Origin of the sequence: Amycolatopsis sp. NBC_01488 (assembly GCF_036227105.1) — a bacterium.
In the GTDB taxonomy this organism is placed as follows: domain Bacteria; phylum Actinomycetota; class Actinomycetes; order Mycobacteriales; family Pseudonocardiaceae; genus Amycolatopsis.
Genome location: NZ_CP109434.1, coordinates 5,221,241 through 5,245,539 on the forward strand (window position 1 = coordinate 5,221,241; position 24,299 = coordinate 5,245,539).

1 protein-coding gene is annotated in these 24,299 nt (G+C 74.4%); it reads left to right on the top strand.

The window, feature by feature from the left end; translation table 11 throughout:
• The first annotated feature begins 14 nt into the window (after nt 1-14).
• Entirely contained in the window at nt 15-24,290 is a 24,276-nt protein-coding gene (locus OG738_RS25085; RefSeq protein WP_329056827.1) for a type I polyketide synthase, read from the top strand.
• Nucleotides 24,291-24,299: the final 9 nt, after the last annotated feature.

Sequence of the window (24,299 nt, forward strand, 5' to 3'; positions counted from 1 at the left end):
CACAGGCGAGGGCGCTGGTGAACGAAGAGAAGCTCCGGGACTACCTGAAGTGGGTCACGACCGACCTCGCCGAGACCCGGCAACGCCTCCAGGAGCTGGAGGCCGGGGAGCGGGAGCCGATCGCGATCGTCGCGATGGGCTGCCGGTTCCCGGGCGGCGTGACCTCTCCGGAGGATCTTTGGGACCTCGTCGACGGCGGCACCGACGCGATGTCGGCGTTCCCGGCCGACCGCGGCTGGGACATCACCAGCGGCGACTACGCCCGCACCGGCGGATTCGTCGACACCGCCACGACGTTCGACCCGGCGTTCTTCGGCATCAGCCCGCGCGAGGCGCTGGCCACCGACCCGCAGCAGCGGCTGCTGCTCGAAGTGTCCTGGGAGGTCTTCGAACGCGCCGGGATCGACCCCGGCTCCCTGACCGGCACCTCCGCCGGGGTCTTCGTCGGCTCGACGCCGTCCGGGTACGGCCTGGGTAGCGAGACCGACGAGGTCGCCGGGCACCTGCTCACCGGCAACGCGGGCAGCGTGCTGTCCGGGCGGCTCGCCTACAGCTACGGCCTGGAAGGGCCCGCGGTCACCGTCGACACGGCGTGCTCGTCCGCGCTGGTCGCGCTGCACCTCGCCTGCCAGGCGCTGCGCAAGCGCGAGTGCTCGCTCGCGCTGGCCGGCGGTGCGACGATCATGTCCACCCCGGCCGTCTTCCTCGAGTTCGCCCGCCAGGGCGGCCTGGCCGGTGACGGCCGCTGCAAGCCGTTCGCCGAGGCCGCCGACGGCACCGGCTGGGGCGAGGGCGTCGGCCTGCTGCTGCTCGAACGCCTCTCCGACGCGCGGCGCCGCAACCACCCGGTGCTCGCCGTGGTCGAGGGCTCGGCCGTCAACTCCGACGGCGCGTCCAACGGCCTGACCGCCCCGAACGGTCCCTCGCAGCAACGGGTGATCCGCGCCGCGCTCGCCGCCGCGGGACTGTCGCCGTCCGATGTGGACGTCGTCGAAGCGCACGGCACCGGCACCACGCTGGGCGACCCGATCGAGGCCCAGGCGCTGCTGGCCACCTACGGGCAGCACCGCCCGGCGGACCGGCCGCTGCGGGTCGGTGCGGTGAAGTCCAACATCGGGCACACCCAGGCCGCCTCCGGCGCGGCCGGCGTCATCAAGATGGTCCTCGCCCTGCGGCACGGGCACCTGCCGCACACCCTGCACCTGGACGAGCCGTCGTCCCATGTGGACTGGACGGCCGGGTCGGTCGAGCTGCTGGGCGCGCCGATGCCGTGGCCGGAGCGTGACGCGCCCCGCCGGGCCGGGGTGTCCGCGTTCGGCGTCAGCGGCACCAACGCACACCTCCTCCTGGCCGAGGCGCCCGCGGTCGAAGAGGCCGAAGAAGTCCCGGCCGCGGACGGACCGTGGCCGTTCCTGGTTTCCGCGCGGGGCGCGGCCGCTCTGCGCGAGCAGGCCGCGAGCCTGCGGTCCCTTGTGGAGAAGGAAAACCTGGCCGACGTAGCCTGGTCGCTGGGCACTGGCCGGGCAGCCCTGGACGATCGGGCGGTCATCCTCGCCGACAGCCGTGACGAGCTGCTGCGCGGTCTCGACGCGCTCGGCGTCGACGGCGTCGCCCCGGGGGTGCTGCGCGGCTCGATCCGACCGGGGAAGCTGGCTTTCCTTTTTACTGGCCAGGGTTCCCAGCGCGCCGGGATGGGTGGCGAGCTGCACGCGCGGTTCCCGGTCTACGCGGCCGCGTTCGACGAGGTGTGCGCGGAGTTCGACCGCCATCTCGACCGTCCACTGCGGACGGTGATCGCCTCGGGCGAGCACCTCGACGAGACGGCCTGCACCCAGCCCGCGTTGTTCGCGGTCGAGGTGGCGCTGTACCGGCTGGCCGAGTCCTGGGGCTACCAGCCGGACTACCTGCTGGGCCACTCGATCGGCGAACTGGTCGCCGCGCACCTGGCCGGTGTCCTTTCGCTGGCCGACGCGTGCACGCTGGTCGCGGCGCGCGGTCGCCTGATGCAGGCGCTGCCCGCCGGCGGCGCGATGGTCGCCGTGCAGGCGACCGAGGCCGAGATCACGCTGGTCGACGGGCTGTCCATCGCGGCCGTCAACGGGCCGTCGTCGATTGTGCTCTCCGGCGACGAGGACGCCGTGCTGGCCGCCGCCGGGCACTTCGCCGGGCTCGGCCGCAAGACCAAGCGCCTCGACGTCTCGCACGCGTTCCACTCCGCCCGCATGGACGGGATGCTCGCCGAGTTCCGCCAGGTCCTCGACGGCCTCACCTTCCACCCGCCGAAGATCGCGGTCGTCTCCAACGTCACCGGCACGCTCGCCGACCAGCTGACTTCGCCCGGCTATTGGGTTTCGCACGTCCGCGAGGCCGTGCGCTTCGCCGACGGCGTCGGCTGGCTGAGCGAGGCCGGGGTGACCGGCTACCTCGAACTCGGCCCCGACGGCGCGCTGGCCGCGCTCGCCCAGGACTGCGTGCCCGCCGGTACGGCCGTCGCCGCACTCCTGCGCCGGGACCGTCCGGAGGTGCCGGCCGCGCTCACCGGCGTGGCCCGGATGCACGTGTCCGGCCACGGCCCCGACTGGGCGGCCGTTCTGGGCGGCGGCCACCAGGTCGATCTGCCCACGTACCCCTTCCAGCGTCAGCGTTACTGGCTGGAGCCCGCCGCGTCCACCGGCTCCGGGGACGACGCCTTCTGGTCCGCTGTGGACTCCGGGACCCTCGCCGAGGTGCTGAACCTGCCGGAGGGCGCGGTCGGCGACCTGCTGCCCGCCCTGTCGGCCTACCGCGCGAAGCGGCAAGAAGCGTCCACTCTGGACGCTTGGCGGTACGGGATCGGCTGGACGCCGGTGTCGTCCGCGGCGACCCCGCTCACCGGCACGTGGCTGGTCGTCGTCCCGGCGGAGGACTTCGCGTCGCCGGTCCTCGATGCACTGGTGAGCCGCGGGTTCGTCCCCGTCACGCTCGACCGGCTGCCCGAACGCACCGAGGTGGCCGGTGTTCTTTCCTTGCTGGCTCTGGACGGCGAGGCATCGGCGACCCTGCTGCGCACCATCGAGCTGGTCCGTGGTGCGGCCGCCCCCGTCTGGGTCGCCACCCGAGGCGCGGTCTCGACCGGGCAGTCCGACTCACTGCGCGCGCCCGAGCAGGCTCCGCTGTGGGGCCTCGGCCGGGTCGCCGCGCTGGAGTACCCGCAGCGCTGGGGCGGTCTGGTCGACCTGCCCGAGAACCTCGACGAGCGCGCGCTCGACCGCCTGACGGGCGTGCTGACCTCGGGCGAGGACCAGGTGGCGCTGCGCGCGTCCGGTGTCTTCGGGCGCCGGCTGCGGCGGACCACCGGCCCGGCCGCCGAACCGTGGTCGCCCGCCGGGACCGTGCTGATCACCGGCGGCACCGGCGCACTGGGCGCGGTCGTCGCCCGCACGCTCGCCGAGGCCGGGGCCGAGCACCTCGTCCTGGCCGGCCGCCGCGGTCTCGACGCCCCGGGCGCGACGGCGCTGCGGGACGAGCTGACCGCGCTCGGCACCCGGGTCACCGTCGCCGCCTGCGACGTCGCCGACCGCGGCGCCGTGGCCGCGCTCCTGGACTCGCTGCCCGACCTCGACGCCGTCATCCACACCGCCGGCGTCCTCGACGACGCCGTGCTCGACGGCGTCACCGCCGAACAGCTCGCCACGGTCTTCCGGCCCAAGCTCGACGCCGCCCGCCACCTCGACGAGCTGACCCGCGACCGGGCCCTGTCCGCGTTCGTGCTGTTCTCGTCGTTCGCGGGCAGCCTCGGCGCGGTCGGGCAGGCCGCCTACGCCGCCGCCAACGCCGGGCTCGACGCGCTCGCCGAACAGCGTCGCGCCGCCGGGCTGCCCGCCACCTCCGTGGCCTGGGGCCCGTGGGGCGGCAGCGGCATGGCGGCCGAGGACCTGGTCGCCGACCGGATGCGCCGGGGCGGTGTGCCGCCGATGGCCCCGCGCCTGGCCGTCGCCGCGTTGCGCCGCGCGATCGGCGGCGGGGAAGCGAACCCGATCGTCGCCGACGTCGACTGGGCGAGGTTCGTGCCCGGCTTCACCACCACCCGCCCCAGCCCCCTGCTCGGCGACCTGCCCGAGGCGCGGGACGCGATGCGCACCCCCGACGAGCAGCCCCTGGCCGCTCGGCTGACCGCACTGTCCACAGAGGACCAGCAGACGCTGCTGCTCGACGTCGTCCGAACCCAGGCCGCCGCCGTGCTCGCCTACCCCGGGCCGGAGGCGGTCGAACCCGAGCGGGCGTTCAAGGACCTCGGGATCGACTCGCTGACCGCCGTCGAGCTGCGCAACGGCCTCGGCGCCGCGACCGGGCGCGCGCTGCCCGCGACGCTGGTGTTCGACTACCCGACCCCGGCCGCCGTCGCCACCTACCTGCGCGATGAGCTGGCCGGGGCCGCCGGGACGCCGGTCGTCACGCGGTCCGCCACGGCCGTCGAGGACGAGCCGCTCGCCATCGTGTCGATGGCCTGCCGCCTGCCCGGCGGCGTGCGGTCACCCGAAGACCTGTGGGACCTCCTGGCCGGCGGCCGCGACGCCGTCACCACGTTCCCCGAGGACCGCACCTGGCCGCTGGCCGACCTGTACCACCCCGACCGCGGCCACGAGGGCACCAGCTACACCCGCCACGGCGGCTTCCTCGACGGCGTGGCCGACTTCGACGCGGGCTTCTTCGGAATCTCGCCCCGCGAGGCCCTGGCGATGGACCCGCAGCAGCGGCTGCTGCTGGAGACGTCGTGGGAGACGTTCGAGCGCGCGGGCATCGACCCGCTGTCGCTGCGCGGTTCCCCGGTCGGTGTCTACATCGGAACCAACGGCCAGGACTACGCGGCACTGCTGCGCGAGACCGGCGAAGGCAGCTCGGACGGCCACGCCGGGACCGGGAACGCCGGGTCGGTCGTCTCCGGCCGGATCTCCTACGTGCTCGGCCTGGAAGGTCCGGCCGTCACGGTCGACACGGCGTGCTCGTCGTCGCTGGTGGCACTGCACTGGGCCGCGCAGTCGCTGCGCTCGGGCGAGTCGTCGATGGCGCTGGTCGGCGGCGTGACCGTGATGACGACGCCGGGCGCGTTCCTGGAGTTCAGCAAGCAGGGCGGTCTGGCCGAAGACGGCCGCTGCAAGGCCTTCGCCGACGGCGCGGACGGCACGGGCTGGGGCGAAGGCGTCGGCCTGATCCTCGTCGAACGGCTGTCCGACGCACGCCGCAACGGACACCCGGTGCTGGCTCTGGTCCGCGGTTCCGCGGTGAACCAGGACGGCGCGTCGAACGGGCTCACGGCGCCGAACGGCCCGTCGCAGCAGCGCGTGATCCGGGCCGCGCTGGCGAACGCGGGCCTGGAACCGTCCGATGTGGACGCCGTCGAGGCGCACGGCACCGGCACGACGCTGGGCGACCCGATCGAAGCGCAGGCGCTCCTGGCGGCGTACGGCCGGGACCGCGAGCAGCCGTTGTGGCTGGGTTCGCTGAAGTCGAACATCGGGCACACGCAGGCCGCGGCGGGCGTCGCCGGGATCATCAAGATGGTCCTGGCACTGGGCCACGGCGTGCTGCCGAAGACCCTGCACGTCGACCAACCCTCACGGCACATCGACTGGGAGAGTGGCGCGGTCGCGCTCCTGACCGAGGCACGCGACTGGCCGGAGCAGGACGGTCCGCGCCGCGCGGGCGTGTCGTCGTTCGGGGTCAGCGGCACCAACGCCCACGTCATCCTCGAAGGCGTTCCCGCAGACGAGTCCCCGGCCGCTTCGGACGGGCTGGTGCCGTGGGTCCTGTCCGGACGGTCCGACGCCGCGTTGCGGGACGCCGCGCGGGATCTGCTGCGGCTGGGGGACACCGAGGTCGCCGCGGTCGCGGCCGGTCTGAGCAAGCGTGCCGCGTTCGAGCACCGGGCCGTCGTGCTCGGCGCGGACTTCGCCGAGCTGGCGACCGGCTTGGCCGCCCTCGCGGCCGGCGGTTCGGCGGCGAACCTCGTCCAGGGCACGCAGAACGCCGGGAAGTCGGCGTTCCTGTTCTCCGGGCAGGGTTCGCAGCGCGTCGGGATGGGTGCGGAGCTGTACGAGCGGTTCCCGGTGTTCGCGGACGCGTTCGACGCCGTCTGCTCGCTGCTGGACTCTTCGCTGGACCACCCGTTGCGGGAGGTTGTCTTCGGCGACGCCAGTCTGCTGGATCAAACCGGGTACACGCAGCCCGCGTTGTTCGCGGTCGAGGTGGCGTTGTTCCGGCTCCTGGAGTCGTGGGGCATCCGGCCGGACTACGTGGCCGGGCACTCGATCGGCGAGCTGGCCGCGGCGCACGTGGCCGGGGTGCTGTCCCTTGAGGACGCTTGCACGCTGGTGGCGGCTCGGGCGAGCCTGATGCAGGCGCTGCCCGCGGGTGGCGCGATGCTCGCCGTGGAGGCCACCGAAGACGAGGTCGCCGCCGTGCTCGGGGACGGCGCGGGCTTCGCCGCGATCAACGGTTCACAAGCGACTGTCGTATCCGGTGAAGCCGACGCCGTCGCGTCGATCGAGGCGCACTTCGCCGCGCTGGGCCGCAAGGTCCGGCGGCTGACCGTGTCACACGCATTCCACTCCGCGTTGCTGGACCCGATGCTGGACGCGTTCGCGGCCGTCGCCGACGGGCTGACCTTCCACCCGCCGAAGATCCCGCTGGTGTCCACTGTGTCCGGTCGCGTGGCCGGCGACGAGATCCTGACGCCGGTGTACTGGGTCCGCCAGGTCCGCGAGCCGGTGCGGTTCGCCGACGCCGTCGGGACGCTGGCCGGGCTTGGCGTCACCGGGTGCGTCGAACTGGGCCCGGACGGGGTGCTCGCCGCCCTGGCGCAGGACACCCTGCCCGCGACGGCGGCGCTGCGCAAGGACCGGCCCGAGGAGCGCACGCTGCTCGCCGCGCTGGCCCACCTCCACGTCGGTGGCCACACCCCGGACTGGGCCGCGGTGCTGCGCCCGGCGCCGTTCGTCGTGCTGCCCACCTACCCCTTCCAGCGTGCGCGTTTCTGGCCGCGCGTCCCCGAAGCCGGTGCCCCGGTGCGCGGGGTGGTGGACGGCGAGTTCTGGTCGGCGGTCGAGGCCGCGGACCTGGCCGCCCTCGCCTCGACCATGGACGTCGCCGAGTCCGAGCTGACCGGTCTCGAAACCGCCCTGCCGCTGCTCGCGCGGTGGCACGGCGACCGCGCCGATCGGTCTACTGTGGACAACTGGCGCTACGCCGTGAACTGGCGCCCGCTGACCGGAAAGCTCGACGGGAAGCCGGGTACCTGGCTGCTGGTGCTCCCCGAGCACGGCGTCGCGCCGGACTTCCTCGAAGCGCTGACCACGGGCCTCGACTGCGTCCCGGTGCACGTCGCCGACCTGCCCGTCAACGGCGACTTCGACGGCGTGCTGTCCCTCCTCGCCCTCGACGAGCGGCCCGCGCCGGACGCACCGGGTAGCACCGTCGGCCTCGCCGCGACCCTCGAACTCGTGCAAGCGCTCGACGATGCCGCGCCGCTCTGGTGCGCCACCTCGGGCGCGGTCTCCGTCGGCCGCGCCGACGCGGTCCGCAGCGCGGCCCAGGCGGCGCTCTGGGGCTTCGGCCGCACCGCCGCCGTCGAACACGCCGACCGCTGGGGCGGCCTGGTCGACCTCCCCGCCGTGCTCGACGACCGCGCGGTCGCCCGGCTGGCGAGCGTCCTGGGCGGGACGGAAGACCAGGTCGCCGTCCGCGACTCCGCCGTGTTCGCCGCCCGCCTCGAACGCGCCCCCGCGACGACCTCCGGCACGTCGTGGCGGCCGCGCGGAACCGTGCTGGTCACCGGCGGGACCGGGGCGCTCGGCGCCGAGGTGGCCCGCTGGCTGGCCCGCGGTGGCGCCGAGCACCTGGTGCTCACGAGCCGCCGTGGCCTCGACGCTGCCGGCGCGCCGGAACTGCGTGCGGAACTGACCGCCCTCGGCGTCACCGTGACCGTCGCGGCCTGCGACGTCACCGATCGCGAAGCCGTCGCCGAGCTGATCGCGGGCATCGACGGGTTGCGGGCGGTCGTGCACGCCGCCGGGGTGGCCCAGTCCGTGCCGATCGCCGGGCTCGGCGTGGCCGAGTTCGCCGGGTTCACCGCCGCGAAGCTCGCCGGCGCCGAGAACCTGAACGCCGTCCTCGGCGACCGCGAACTCGACGCGTTCGTGCTGTTCTCCTCCATCGCGGGGGTCTGGGGCAGCGGCGGCCAGAGCGCCTACGCGGCCGCGAACGCCTACCTCGACGGCCTCGCCCACCGTCGCCGCGCGGCCGGGCTGGCTGCGACGTCGGTCGCCTGGGGGCCGTGGGCGGGCGGCGGCATGCTCGCCGCCGAAGGCGCCGAAGACCACCTGCGCCGCCGCGGCCTCCGCCCGCTGGACCCGGGGCTGGCGATCACCGCGCTGCGGCAGGCCCTCGACGCCGGCGACACCGCGGTGACCGTCGCCGACGTCGACTGGGCGCGGTTCGCCCCCGGTTTCACCTCGGTCCGCCCGAGCGCGCTGCTCGGCGACCTGCCCGAGGTCCGCGCCGCGCTCGACGTCCCGGTCGAGGCCGCCCCGGCCCGCGACCTGTCCGCCGAGGACCTGCTGGACCTCGTCCGGCGCGAGGCCGCGTTCGCACTCGGGCACGCCGACCCGCGGTCCGTCGCGGTCGACCGGCCCTTCCGCGACCTGGGCTTCGACTCGCTGACGGCCGTCGAGCTGCGCAACCGCCTGAGCGCGGCCACCGGCTTGAAGCTGCCCTCGACGCTCGTCTTCGACCACCCGTCGGCGACCGTCCTCGCGGCCTTCCTGACCGCCGAGCTGTCCGGCACCGACACGGCCCCCGTCGCGGTGCGGGACGTGGCGGACGCCGACGAGCCGATCGCGATCGTCGGCATGAGCTGCCGCCTGCCCGGCGGGATCACGTCGCCGGAAGAGCTGTGGCAGCTGCTGGCCGACGGCGGCGACGCCATCTCCGCCTGGCCGGAGGACCGCGGCTGGGACGTCGAGGGCCTCTACGATCCCGACCCCGACGCCGAGGGCAAGAGCTACTCCCGCGACGGCGGCTTCCTGACCGGCGCCGGCGAGTTCGACGCGGCCTTCTTCGAGATGAGCCCGCGCGAGGCGCTGGCCACCGACCCGCAGCAGCGGCTGCTGCTCGAGAGCTCCTGGGAGGCGTTGGAACGGGCCGGGATCGACCCGCGTTCGCTGGCCGGCTCCCAGTCCGGCGTGTTCGTCGGCGCGGGCGTCTCGGGTTACGCCGCCGGTCTGCGCGAAGCCCCCGAAGGCCTCGGCGGGCACCTGCTCACCGGTAACGCGGGCAGTGTCCTTTCCGGACGGATCGCCTACCACCTCGGCGTCGAGGGCCCGGCCGTCACGCTGGACACGGCGTGCTCGTCGTCGCTGGTCGCGCTGCACCTCGCCGCTCGGTCCCTGCGTTCGGGCGAGTGCTCGCTGGCGCTGGCCGGCGGCGTCGCGGTGATGGCCAACCCCGCCGCGTTCGTCGAGTTCAGCCGCCAGCGCGGCCTCGCACCGGACGGCCGCTGCAAGGCGTTCGCCGACGGCGCCGACGGCACCGGCTGGTCCGAGGGCGTCGGCATGCTCGTGCTGGAGCGGCTGTCCGACGCCCAGCGGCTCGGGCACACCGTGCTCGCCGTCGTGCGCGGGTCCGCGGTGAACTCCGACGGCGCGTCCAACGGCCTGACCGCCCCGAACGGGCCGTCGCAGCAACGGGTCATCCTGGCCGCGCTCGCCGACGGCGGCCTGGCACCGTCCGATGTGGACGCCGTCGAAGGGCACGGCACCGGCACCCGCCTCGGCGACCCGATCGAGGCGCACGCCCTGCTGGCCACCTACGGCCGCGACCGCGAGCGTCCACTGTGGCTCGGCTCGCTGAAGTCCAACCTCGGGCACACCCAGGCCGCGGCCGGGGTGGCCGGGGTGATCAAGATGGTGCTGTCCCTCCGACGCGGACTGCTCCCGAAGACCCTGCACGCCGAACAGCCCTCGTCCGAAGTGGACTGGACGGCGGGCAACGTCTCGCTGCTCACCGAGGCGATGCCGTGGCAGGCCGACGGTCAGCCGCGCCGGGCGGGCGTCTCGGCGTTCGGCGTCAGCGGCACCAACGCGCACGTCGTCATCGAAGAGGCCCCGGCGACCGAGCCCGAGCTGCCCCGGCCGCGGCGCGCCGGGCTCGTCCCGGTGGCGCTGTCCGGCCGGTCGGAGGCGGCGCTGCGAGCGCAGGCCGCCCGGCTCCTCGACACCGCTGATGCCGACCTGGCCGACCTGGCGTGGTCGCTCGCGACGACTCGCTCGGCGTTCGAGCACCGCGCCGTCGTATTGGCGGAGGACGACGCCGAGCTGCGGGCCGGGCTCGCCGCGCTGGCCGAGGGGGCCAAGTCCGCCGGGGTGGTGCGCGGGACGGCCGCGCCCGGCCGGACGGCGTTCCTGTGCACCGGCCAGGGCGCGCAGCGGGTCGGGATGGGGGCCGAGCTGTACCGCGAGTACCCGGCGTTCGCCTCGGCGTTCGACGCGGTGTGCGCGCACTTCGAGGGCGAGCTGGACCGTCCACTGCGGACGGTGATCGCGTCGGGGGAGCGGCTGGACGAGACGGAGTACACCCAGCCCGCGCTGTTCGCGGTCGACGTGGCGCTGTACCGGCTGCTCGAAGACTGGGGGGTGCGTCCCGACTTCGTCGGCGGCCATTCCATCGGTGAACTCGCCGCCGCGCACGTCGCGGGCGTGCTGTCCCTCGCGGACGCGTGCACGCTCGTCGCCGCCCGCGCTCGACTCATGCAGGCCTTGCCCGAGGGCGGGGCGATGGTGGCGGTCGCGGCCACCGAGGACGAGGTCACGCCGCTGCTGACCGAGGGGGTGTCGCTGGCCGCGGTCAACGGGCCGTCGTCGGTCGTGCTGTCCGGGGACGAGGACGCCGTGCTCGCGGTCGCCGCGAGGTTCGAGAAGACGCGGCGCCTGAAGGTGAGCCACGCGTTCCACTCGGCCCGGATGGACGGCATGCTCGCCGACTTCCGTGCGGTGGCAACGGGCTTGACGTATCACGAGCCGACCGTGCCGGTGCTGTCGAACGTCACCGGCTCGCTCGCCTCGGCCGCCGAGCTGGCCGACCCGGAGTACTGGGTCCGGCAGGTCCGCGCGACCGTCCGGTTCGCCGACGGCGTCCGCACGCTGGCCGGGCGCGGGGTGACGCGGTTCCTCGAACTGGGGCCGGCGGGGGTGCTCTCCGCGATGGTCGCCGAGTGCTCGGACTCCGCCGTGGTCGCCGTGCCGGTGCTGCGGGCCGAGCGCCCCGAGGCCCGCACGGTGCTCGCCGCGCTCGCCGCGCTGCAGGTCGACGGCGGCGGCGTCGAGTGGGCTCAGGTGCTGCGCGAGGGCTCCCGCGTCGAGCTGCCCACCTACGCGTTCCAGCGTGAGCGGTACTGGCTGGAGGTGCCGGCTGTCGAGGGCGACCCGGCGTCGCTCGGCCAGTCGGGTGCGTCGCACGGCCTGCTGGGTGCGGCCGTGGAACTCGCCGGCGCGGACGGTGTCGTGCTGACCGGGCTGCTGTCGCTCGAGGCCGCGCCGTGGCTGGGTGAGCATCGGGTCGACGGCGAGATCCTGTTCCCCGGGGCGGGGTTCGTGGAGCTGGCGCTGCGCGCAGCCGACGAGATGGGGTGCGACCAGGTCGAGGAGCTGGTCCTGGAGGCCCCGCTGGTCCTGCCCGAGCACGGCGGCGTACCGGTGCAGGTCCGCATCGAATCCTCGGACGGCGCGCGGCGCGCGTTCGGCATCTACACCCGCGGCGACGGCTGGGTCCGGCACACCACCGGGTTCCTCGCCGAAGGAATGTCCACTTCGGACGATCTGACGCAGTGGCCGCCCGCCGGTGCGGTGCCGATCGACGACTTCTACATCCGACGCGCGGCGGCCGGGTTCGCCTACGGGCCGACGTTCCAGGGCCTCCGCGCGGCGTACCGCTCGGGCGACGACGTGTACGCCGAGGTGGCCCTGCCCGCCGGAACCGCCACCGGGGAGTGGGGCCTGCACCCGGCGCTGCTGGACGCGGCGCTGCACGCGCTGGCGTTCGCCGACCTGCCGGACGTGCTGCCGTTCTCGTGGGCGGGCGTCAGCCTGCACGCGACGGGCGCGACCGAGCTGCGAGTCCGCCTGCGGCGGACGGGAAGCGCGGTCCAGCTGACCCTGGCCGACCCGACGGGCCGGATCGTCGCCACGGCCGACGCCGTCGTCCTGCGCCCCGCCACCCGTCGCGCGGCCACGACCCACCACCGCGTGGAGTGGGTCGTGAGTGAGAAACAGGGTTCTAACGCTGTTTCTCACTCACGACCGGCCGCGGCGATCGGTGACGTCGGGCTGGGCGAGTTGTCCGCCTATGGCGAGTTCGCCGAGCTGGCGGCCGCCGGCGAGGTGCCCGAGGTCGTCTTCGCCTCCTGCCGGCCCGAGGACACCGATGACCTCACCTGGGCCGTCTGGGCTTCGGCGCAGCGGGCGTTGGCGCTGGTCAAGGCCTGGCTGGCCGACCCGCGGTCCGCCGGCTCACGGCTCGTGTTCGTCACCCGTGGCGCGGTCGCCGTGCGTGACGGCGAAGTGCCGGACGTCGTGGAAGCCGCCGTCTGGGGTGCCGTGGAGCCGCTGCTGACCGCGCACCCCGGCCGGTTCGCCCTCGTCGACGGCGCCGTCGTCGAGCCGGACGCGGATCGGCTCGCGGTCCGTGACGGCGTCGGCTACGAGCCGCGGACCACCGCGGTCACGCCGGACGCCTGGAAGCCCGAGGGGACCGTGCTGCTCACCGGCGCGTCCGGTGACCTGGGCGCCGCCGTCGCGCGGCACCTCGTCGAGGACCGGGGCGTCAAGCGGCTCGTCGTCCTCGGGGAGGCGACCCTGCCGGTCCCGGCCGACGTCATCGCCTGCGACCCCGCCGACCGCTACGAGCTGGCGCGAGCACTCCGGGACGTCCCGGACGTGACCACGGCCGTCCACATCGGACTCGCCGAAGGCGCGGCGGACCTGCGAGAGCGCGCGGACATCGCGTTCAACCTCGCCGAACTGGACGTCGACCTCGTGGTCCTGACCGCCGCGGGCGGCGACGGCCTGGTCGCGGCGCAGAGCGCGGTGCTCGAAGCGGTCGCGCACAGTGCGCTGGCCTGCCGTCCCGGTGAGACGTTCGACCTGCTGGGTACGCGGGGTGCGCTCCGCGTCGTCGAGCACACCCCGGCGAAGGCCAAGACCCGCCGGGTGGTCGCCCAGGTGGCCGACGCGGGCAACGCGCTGCACCAGAAGCTCGCCCGGTTGCCCGAAACCGACCGGCACCGGGCCCTCCTCGACATCGTCCGCACCGAAGCCGCGCTGGTCCTCGGCCACGCCGGGCCGGACGCGGTCGGCGCCGACCGCGCGTTCAAGGAACTCGGCGTCGACTCGCTGACCGCCGTCCAGCTGCGCAACGGCCTGAACACCGCGACCGGCCTTCGCCTGCCCGCGACCTCCGTCTTCGACCACCCGACGCCCACCGCGCTGGCGAAGGCACTGCACGCCGAGCTGTTCGGTGAAGAGGAAGAGCGCACCGAGGCCGTCACCCGGGTCGACGAGCCGATCGCGATCGTCGGCATGGCCTGCCGCTATCCCGGCGGCATCGCCGACCCCGACGACCTCTGGCGGCTCGTCGCCGAGGGCGGCGACGCGATCTCGCCGTTCCCCACCGACCGCGGCTGGGACCTCGAGGCGCTCTACGACTCCGACCCGGACGCGCCGGGCACCTGCTACGCCCGCGAAGGCGGGTTCCTGCACAACGCGAGCGAGTTCGACCCCGGCTTCTTCGGGATCAGCCCGCGCGAGGCCGTCGCGATGGACCCGCAGCACCGCCTGCTGCTGGAAGTGTCGTGGGAGTCGCTGGAACGCGCCGGGATCGACCCGGCCACCCTGCGCGGCAGCCGGACCGGCGTCTTCGCCGGCATCACCTACCAGGACTACGGTGGCCTCCTCGGCGCCGCGACCGACAGCTTCGAAGGCTTCCTCGGCACCGGCAACTCCCCGAGCGTGCTCTCCGGCCGCGTCGCCTACACCTTCGGCCTGGAAGGGCCCGCGGTCTCGATCGACACCGCGTGCTCGTCGTCGCTGGTGGCGATCCACTGGGCCTGTCAGTCGCTGCGGGAGAGCGACTGCACCCTCGCCCTCGCCGGCGGCGTGACGGTCATGTCCACTCCGGTCTCGCTGGTCGAGTTCAGCCGCCAGCGCGCGCTGGCGGCCGACGGGCGCAGCAAGCCCTTCTCCGCCGACGCCGACGGCGCGAGCTGGGCCGAGGGCGCCGGGATGCTGCTGCTGGAACGGCTTTCCGACGCCGAGCGCAACGGTCACCGCGTGCTCGCGGTGATCAAGGGCTCCGCGATCAACTCCGACGGCGCGTCCAACGGCCTCACCGCCCCGAACGGGCCGTCCCAGCAGCGGGTGATCCGGCGGGCACTGGCCAACGCGCGGCTGTCACCGTCCGATGTGGACGTCGTCGAGGCGCACGGCACGGGCACGAAGCTGGGCGACCCGATCGAGGCGCAGGCCATCATCGCCACCTACGGCCAGGACCGTGAACGTCCGCTCTGGCTCGGCTCGTTCAAGTCCAACGTCGGGCACGCGCAGGCGGCCTCCGGCGTGGGCGGCGTGATCAAGATGGTCCAGGCCATCCGGCATGGCCTGCTACCGAAGACGCTGCACGCCGAGGTCCCGTCGCCGCACGTCGACTGGGACGCGGGCGACGTCAGCCTGCTCACCGAGACCCGGCCGTGGCTCGCCGACGGCCCGCGCCGAGCGGGGGTCTCGTCGTTCGGGATGAGCGGGACGAACGCGCACCTGATCCTGGAGCAGGCCGCCGGGAACGCCGCCGAGCGGGAGAAGCGGGAGACGCCGGCGGCGGTGCCGTGGCTGCTGTCCGGCCGGACGGCCGACGCGCTGCGCCGCCAAGCCGAACTTCTGTCCACGGTGGATTCCGACGTCGCCGATGTCGCGGTGTCCCTGGCCACGACGCGGTCGGCGTTCGAGCACCGGGCCGTCGTCGTCGGCGCCGGTCGTGCCGAGCTGCTCGCCGGGCTGGCCGACCCGGCCGTGCGCGGGGTCGCCGGGACGCCCGGCAAGACCGTGTTCGTCTTCCCCGGCCAGGGCTCGCAGTGGGTCGGCATGGCCCTCGAACTCGCCGACGCGGCACCGGTGTTCGCCGACCGGCTCGCCGAGTGCGCCGCCGCGCTCGCGCCGTTCGTCGACTGGCGGCTGACCGACGTCCTGGGTGACGCCGAGGCCCTGGCCAGGGTCGACTTCGTGCAGCCCGCCTGCTGGGCGGTCATGGTGTCGCTCGCCGCGCTGTGGGAGTCCTACGGTGTCCGGCCGGACGCTGTGATCGGGCACTCCCAGGGGGAGATCGCCGCGGCGTGCGTCTCCGGTGGACTGTCCCTCGAGGACGGTGCCCGCGTCGTCGCGCTGCGGAGCCAGGTGATCCGGGCGTCGCTGGCGGGCCGGGGCGCGATGGCGTCGGTGGCCTTGCCCGCCGAGGACGCCGAACTGTTGCTGACGGCATACGCCGGTCTGTCCGTGGCCGCGTTGAACGGCTCCGCCGCGGTGACCGTCTCCGGCGACCCGGAGCAGGTCGACGCGCTGGTGGCCCGCTGCGCGGCGGAGGGCGTCCGGGCCCGCAAGGTCCAGGTCGACTATGCCTCGCACTCCGCGCACGTCGAGGCCATCGAGGCCGAGCTGCTGGACGTCCTCGCGCCGGTCGCCCCGGGCGAGGCGCGGATCCCGTTCTACTCGACCGTCACCGGCGACTGGCTCGACACGACCGAGCTGACCGCGGCGTACTGGTACCGCAACCTGCGGCAGCGCGTGCTGTTCGCGCCCGCGACCGTGGCGCTCGGTGAGCAGGGCTTCGGCGTGTTCGTCGAAGCCAGCGCGCACCCGGTGTTCGGCACCGCGATCGCCGGGACGCTCGAAGACGCGCTGGTCACCGGTTCGCTGCGCCGCGGCGAAGGGGGGCTCGCGCGGTTCCTGACCTCGGCCGGAGAGCTGTGGGCCCGCGGGGCGGAAGTGGACTTCTCGCCCGCGTTCACCGGTGCGTCCACTGTGGATTTGCCGACTTATCCGTTCCAGCGCGCGCGGTACTGGCCGACGCTGCCGGGCCCGGGCGACGTCGCCGCGGCCTCCGCGGACGGCGCTGCCGCCGACGCCGGATTCTGGTCGGCCGTCGAGCGTGCCGACGCCGGCGAGCTGGCCCGGACGCTCGGTCTCGACGCACCCGCCGTCGAAGGCCTGCTGCCCGCACTGGCCGCCTACCGCAGGCAGCGTCGCGAAGAATCCACTGTGGACAATTGGCGCTACCGCGTCGGCTGGCAGCCGGTCACCGTCGACGCGACCCCGCGTCTCGACGGCACCTGGCTCGTCGTCCGCCGCCCCGAGGACGAGACCGCGTTGTCGCTGGACCGCTTCGGTGCCGAGATCGTCACGGTCGAGGCCGAGGTCGGCATCGACCGAGCCGTCCTGGCCGAACGGATCGGGGACGTCGAACCGGCCGGGATCGTGTCCCTGCTGGGCACCGACGAGTCCTACCATGGGCTCGTCGACACGTTGACCCTGCTCCAGGCCCTCGCCGACCTCGACGCTCCCTTGTGGACGTTCACCCGGGGCGCGGTCTCGACCGGCAAGGCAGACGCGCTCCGTCAACCGGCCCAGGCGCCGGTGTGGGGCCTCGGCCGCGTCGCCGCGCTCGAACACCCCAGGCGCTGGGGTGGCCTGCTCGACCTGCCCGCCGACCTCGACGAGCGGGCGGTCGCCCGCGTGGTCGCCGCGATCACCGGGGACGAGGACCAGGTCGCCGTCCGCGCGTCCGGTGTCTTCGCCCGCAGGCTTCTGCGATCCCCGCTCGGCTCGGCGACGCCGACCCGTGAGTGGACGCCGGAGGGAACCGTCCTGGTCACCGGCGGCACCGGCGCGCTCGGCGCGAAGGTCGCCCGCTGGCTCGCCGGACGCGGTGCCGAGCGGCTGGTGCTCACCAGCCGACGCGGTGCGGACGCTCCCGGCGTGGCCGAGCTTTGTGAGGAACTGGCCGGGCTCGGTGCCGAGGCCACCGTCGTGGCCTGCGACGTCGCCGACCGTGACGCGCTCGAAGCCGTCCTGGCCGAGTATCCGCCGACCGCCGTCGTCCACGCCGCCGGTGTGCTCGACGACGGCGTGCTGTCCTCGCTCACCCCCGACCGCCTCGCGGGCGTACTGAAGCCCAAGGCGCTCGCCGCGTTCCACCTGCACGAGCTGACCCGGGACCTCGACCTGTCGGCGTTCGTCTCGTTCGCGTCCACCGCGGGCGTCTGGGGCGGCCCCGGCCAGGGCAACTACGCCGCCGCCAACGCCTATCTCGACGCGCTCGCCGAGCACCGGCGCTCGCTCGGGCTGGCCGCGACGTCGATCTCGTGGGGCCCGTGGGCCGACACCGGCATGGCCGACGCTGCCGCCGTGGCCGAACGGCAGCGCCTCGGCGGCATCCACGCGCTGGACCCCGAGTTGGCGATCGCGGCGTTGCAGCAGGCCCTCGACCACGGCGAGACCACCCTGACCGTGGCGGGCGTCGACTGGGCGCGGTACGTGCCGTCGTTCACCGCCGTCCGGCCGAGCCCGCTGCTGCTCGGCATCCCCGAGGCCCGCGCGGCGATGGAAACCGCGACGGAAAAGAAGAGTCTCGGGCTGGACGAACGCGAAATTCTCGACTTCGTCCGCACCCAGGTCGCCGGGGTGCTCGGGTACGCCGGGCCGTCGGACGTCGAGCCGAACCGGGCGTTCACCGACCTCGGCTTCGACTCGCTGACCGCGGTCGACCTGCGCAACCGCCTGTCCGCGGCCACCGGGCTGAAGCTGCCCGCCACGCTGATCTTCGACTACCCGACCACGACCGCCCTGGTCGCGCACCTCAAGGGCGAGCTGGGCGACGCGGCCGACACGCCGTCCACAGTGGACGCCATGCCGAGGGCCGTCGAAGACGACCCGATCGCCATCGTCTCGATGGCCTGCCGGTTCCCCGGTGGCGTGCGCTCGCCGGAGGACCTGTGGGCGCTGCTCTCCGGCGGCGCGGACGCGATCACCGACTTCCCCGGCGACCGCGGCTGGGACCTCGACGCGCTCTACGACCCGGATCCCGACCACCAGGGGACCTCCTACACCCGCCGCGGCGGGTTCCTCGACGGTGCCAGCCGGTTCGACGCCGCGTTCTTCGGCATCAACCCGCGCGAAGCCCTGGCCATGGACCCCCAGCAGCGGCTGCTGCTCGAAACGGCGTGGGAGGCCGTCGAACGCGCCGGGATCGACGCGGCGTCGCTGCGCGGCGGCCCGGTCGGCGTCTTCGCCGGGTCCAACGGCCAGGACTACACCCCGCTGCTCGCGCTCGGCGACGACGAGGGCGTCGAGGGCTACACCATGACCGGCAACGCGGGTTCCGTGGTGTCCGGCCGGATCTCCTACGCGCTCGGCCTCGAAGGCCCGGCCGTCACGGTCGACACGGCCTGCTCGTCGTCGCTGGTCGCCGTGCACCTCGCGACGCGGGCGCTGCGGTCGGGGGAGTGCTCGCTGGCACTCGCCGGCGGCGTCACGATCATGTCGACGCCGTCCGGGTTCATCCAGTTCAGCCGCCAGCGCGGGCTCGCGCTCGACGGCCGCTGCAAGGCGTTTTCCGACGACGCCGACGGCACCGGCTGGGGCGAGGGCGCCGGGATGGTGCTCCTCGAACGGTTGTCCGACGCGCGCCGCAACGGGCACCCGGTGCTCGCCCTGGTGCGCGGAAGTGCGGTCAACCAGGACGGCGCGTCGAACGGCCTCACCGCCCCGAACGGTCCGTCACAGCAGCGGGTGATCCGCGCCGCGCTGGCCGACGCCGGACTGGCACCGTCCGAAGTGGACGCCGTCGAAGCGCACGGCACCGGCACGGTGCTCGGCGACCCGATCGAGGCGCAGGCCGTCCTGGCGACCTACGGCCAGGACCGCGACCGGCCGCTGTGGCTCGGGTCGGTCAAGTCCAACATCGGGCACACGCAGGCCGCCGCCGGCGCGGCCGGGATCATGAAGATGGTCCTGTCCCTGCGTCACGACCTGCTGCCGAAGACGCTGCACGCCGACGTCCCGTCGTCCCATGTGGACTGGACGGCCGGCGATGTGCGGCTGTTGTCCGACGCCGTCGACTGGGCGCCGAACGGGCACCCCCGCCGTGCGGGTATCTCGTCGTTCGGCGTGAGCGGCACCAACGCCCACGTGATCGTCGAGCAGGCGCCCGAGGAACCCACTGTGGCCGAGGCGACGTGGTCCGGTCCGGTGCCGTGGGTGTTGTCGGGCCGGTCCGAAGCGGCGCTGCGGGCGCAGGCGGCCCAGCTCGCCGAGCAGCTCGAGACGGGGACGCGTCCGGCCGACGTCGGCTGGTCCCTGGCCACCGGCCGGACGGCCTTCGAGCACCGCGCGGTGGTGATCGGCACCGAGACCGAAGAGCTGCTGCGGGGGCTGCGTGACCTCGTCGACGGACCTCTGCCCGGCCCGGCGAGCGAAGGCCGGATCGGGTTCCTCTTCACCGGACAGGGCGCGCAGCGGCTCGGCATGGGCCGCGAGCTGTACGCCGGGCACCCGGTGTACGCCGAGGCGTTCGACGCGGTGTGCGCGCACTTCGCCGCCGAGCTGGACCGGCCGTTGCGGGATGTCGTCTTCGGTGACGAGGACCTGCTGAACGAGACCGGCTACACCCAGCCCGCGCTGTTCGCGGTCGAGGTCGCACTGTTCCGCTTGCTGGAGTCGTGGGGCGTGCGGCCCGAATACCTGGCGGGACACTCGATCGGCGAACTGGCCGCCGCGCACGTCGCCGGGGTGTTCTCCCTGGCGGACGCGTGCCGGCTGGTCGCCGCGCGCGGACGGCTGATGCAGGCGCTGCCACGCGGTGGCGGGATGCTGGCCGTGACCGCTACCGAGGACGAGGTCACGCCGCTGCTCACGGACACGGTGAGCATCGCCGCGATCAACGGGCCGACGTCGATCGTGGTCTCCGGCGACGACCTCGGCGGAATCGAACAGCACTTCACCGCACTGGGCCGCAAGACCAAGCGGCTCACCGTGTCCCACGCGTTCCATTCGCCCTTGATGGAGCCGATGCTGGCCGAGTTCGCGAAGGCGGCCGAGCAGATCACCTACGCCGAACCGAACCTGCCGATCGTGTCCACGGTGACCGGTGCGGTCGCGTCCGTGGCCGCACCGGAGTACTGGGTCGGCCAGGTGCGCGCGGCCGTGCGGTTCGCCGACGCCGTCACGACCCTGCACGGCCTCGGCGTCAACCGGTTCGTCGAGATCGGGCCGGACGCCGTCCTCGCGCCGATGGTGGAAGCGGCCGTGGCGGTGCCCACCCTGCGCGCGGGCCGTGACGAGCGGGTCACCGTGCTGGCCGCGGTGGGCGAGTTGCACGTCCACGGGCAGAGTCCCGATTGGACGGCCGTGTTCGCCGGAACCGGCGCACGCCGGGTCGACTTGCCGACGTACGCGTTCCAGTACCAGCGCTTCTGGCCGCATCTGTCCGGGCTGCCCGTCGGTGATGTCACCGCCGCCGGCCTCACCGCGGTGGACCACCCGCTCCTCGGCGCGGCGGTCTCCGTGGCCGGGTCCGACGAGCTGCTCTTCACCAGCCGGCTCGCGCTGTCCACCCACCCGTGGCTGGCCGGGCACGAGGTGATGGGGCAGGTTCTCCTTCCTGGCACGGCGTTCCTGGAGCTGGCCGTCCGCGCCGCGGACCAGGCCGGGTGCGCCCGCGTGGAAGAGCTGACGCTGGCCGCGCCGCTGGTGCTGCCCGAGCGTGGCGGCGTCCAGCTGCAGTGTTCGGTGGGCACGCCCGGCGAGGACGGGACGCGCACCTTCACCGCGCACTCGCGCGCCGAGGGCGCCGACGACTGGGTCCTCAACGCCACCGGCTTGCTCGCTGTCGAAGCCGGAGAGCCCGGCGAAATGCTGACCGAGTGGCCGCCTGCGAAGGCGGAACCCCTTGCCGTGGACGACTTCTACGACACCTACGCGGCGGGTGGGTTCGCCTACGGGGACGCCTTCCGTGGCCTGGCCGCCGCCTGGCGGTCCGGCGACGACGTGTTCGCCGAGATCGCCCTGCCCGAGTCCGCCCGCGACGACGCGCGCCGCTTCGGCCTGCACCCCGCCCTGCTCGACGCGGCCCTGCAGGCGTTGCTCTACCTGCCCTTGGCAGGCTCCGGGCAGAGCAGGCTCCCGTTCTCGTGGTCGGGCGTCACCCTGCACGCGTCCGGCGCCGACGCCCTGCGCGTCAAGCTGAGCCCGGCCGGGCCGGACGCCCTGGCGTTGACCATCGCCGACCCGGCGGGCCACCCGGTCGCCACCGTCGGCTCGCTCGCCATGCGGCAGATCTCGGCGGAGCTGCTGGCCGAGCCCAGCCGCCTGCCCGACTCGCTGTTCCAAGTGGACTGGATTCCGCTGGCCGCCGGGTCCGAACCGGACACCGGATCGTGGGCCGTCCTCGGCCCGGACCAGCACAAGCTCGGCGTCCAGCTCGGCACGTCCGGCCCGCTTGCGTCCTATGTGGACATCGACGCGCTGGTCGCCGACAGTGGCGCGCCGCCGGAGGTGGTCTTCGCGCCGCTCGTGCCGGACCGTGCGGCGGACCTGCCGGGCTCGGTGCGAGCGGCCACCGGCCTGGCCCTGGCCACCGTGCAGCGCTGGCTCGCCGAAGACGCACTGGAAGGCGCGAAGCTCGTGTTCGTCACCTCCGGCGCGGTGGCCCATCGCGGCGAGGTGACCGATCTGGCCAACGCCGCCGTCTGGGGCCTGGTCCGCTCGGCGCAGGCCGAGCACCCGGACCGGTTCCTGCTGGTGGACGTCGACGGCCAGGAGGCCTCCTACGGCGCGGTCCCGGCCGCGCTCGCCACCGGCGAACCGCAGGTGTCCATTCGCGACGGTGCGCCGCACGCGGCCCGGCTGGTCCGCGCCGGGACGGCCGGTGGCGTGCTCAGCGCCCCGAAGGACGGGCACTGGCGGCTCGACGTCGTCGACAAGGGCACCCTGGAGAACCTCGCCCTGCTGCCGTGCCCCGAAGTCGCCGGGCCGCTGCCGGACGGGCACGTGCGGATCGCCGTCCGCGCGGCGGGCGTCAACTTCCGCGACGTCCTCAACGCTCTCGGCATGTACCCCGGCGAGGCCGGGGCGATGGGCCTGGAAGGCGCGGGCGTGGTGACCGAAGTCGGCCCGGGCGTCACCGGGCTCGAGGAAGGCGACCGGGTGCTCGGCATGTTCCCCGGCGCGTTCGGGCCGGTCGCGGTCGCCGACCAGCGGCTCGTCGCCCGCGTCCCGGACGGCTGGTCGTTCGCCGAGGCGGCGTCCGTGCCGATCGTGTTCCTCACCGCCTACTACGCGCTCGTCGACCTCGGCCGCGTCCGGCCGGGGGAGACCGTGCTGGTCCACGCGGCCGCGGGCGGCGTCGGCATGGCCGCCGTCCAGCTCGCGAAGCACCTCGGCGCCGACGTGTTCGGCACCGCGGGCGCCGGCAAGTGGGGTGCGCTGCGCGAGCACGGCCTCGCCGACGACCGGATCGCCTCCTCGCGGACCCTGGACTTCGCGGACCGGTTCCTCGCGGCCACCGAGGGCCGCGGCGTCGACGTCGTGCTCGACTCGCTGGCCGGGGAGTTCGTCGACGCGTCCCTGCGGCTGCTGCCGCGCGGCGGCCGGTTCCTCGAGATGGGCAAGACCGACGTCCGGGTCCCCGCCGACGTCGCCGTGGCCCACCCGGGCGTCGCGTACCAGGCGTTCGACCTCATCGAGGCCGGGCCCGCCCGGATCGCCGAGATGCTGCGGGAGGTCCTCGACCTGCTCGGCCGGGGCGTGCTGCGGCCGATCCCCGTCACCGCGTGGGACGTCCACCGCGCGCCGGCCGCGTTCAAGTACCTCCAGCAGGCGCAGCACGTCGGCAAGGTCGTGCTGACCGTGCCCGCGCCGCTCGACCCCGAGGGCACGGTCCTGATCACCGGCGGCACCGGCGGCCTCGGCGGGCTGCTGGCCCGCCACCTGGTCACCGAGCACGGCGCCCGCCACCTGCTGCTCACCAGCCGTCGTGGTCTCGCGGCCGAAGGGGCGGCGCAGCTGCGGGACGAGCTGACCGGGCTGGGTGCGACCGTCACGGTCGCGGCCTGCGACGCGGCCGACCGCGACGCCCTGGCCGCCTTGCTCGCCGAAATCTCCGACGACCACCCGCTGCGCGCGGTGATGCACACCGCCGGGGTGCTCGACGACGGCGTCGTCGGCTCGCTGGACGCGGCCCGCCTCGACAAGGTGCTGCGGCCCAAGGTCGACGCCGCGGTGCACCTCGACGAGCTGACCCGCCACGCCGACCTCACCGCGTTCGTGCTGTTCTCCGGCGCCGCCGGGCTGTTCGGCGGTGCCGGCCAGGCCAACTACGCGGCCGCGAACGCCTTCGTCGACGCCTTCGCCACCCACCGGCACGCTCTCGGGCTGCCCGCGGTGGCCCTGGCGTGGGGCCCGTGGTCGGCGTCGGCCGGCATGACCAGCGGACTGACCGAGACGGACCTGGGCCGGATGGCTCGCGCGGGACTGCTGCCGCTGTCGGCCGAACTCGGGCTCGCCCTGCTCGACGCGGGCATGGCCTCGGGCGAGGCGGCCGTGGTGCCGATGCGCGTCGACACCGCCGCGCTCGCGTCCTCGAGCGCGGTGGCCCCGCTGTTCCGGGGGCTCGTCACCGCCCCGGCGCGGCGCGCGGTCGCGTCCGCGGCGAAGGCCGAACCGGTGGGACTCGCAGAGCGGCTGGCCGCGACGCCGGTTGCCGACCGCGAGGACCTGGTGGTGGAGCTGGTTTCCGGTCAGGTCGCCGCCGTGCTGGGGCACGCGTCCACAGTGGACATCGACCCCGGCAAGGCGTTCAGCGAGCTGGGCTTCGACTCGCTCACCGCGGTGGAGCTGCGCAACCGGCTCGGCGCGGTCGCCGGGAAGCGGCTGCCGGCCACGCTGGTGTTCGACTACCCGACGGTCGCCGAGCTGGCGGGCTACCTGCTCGGTGAGATCGCTCCGGCGGCGCCGTCCGCGAACGGCCTGGTCGACGACCTGCGCGGGTCGCTCGAAGCACTTCCCGAGGGCTACGAGGGCCGCGACGAGATCACCGAGCGGCTGCAGAGCCTGCTGGACTGGTGGACCGGCACCGCGGAACCGCAGTCGGACGACGAAGTCGCGGCCGCGTCCGCCGACGAGCTGTTCGACCTGATCGACAAGGAGTTCGGGGCGTGACCTCCGACA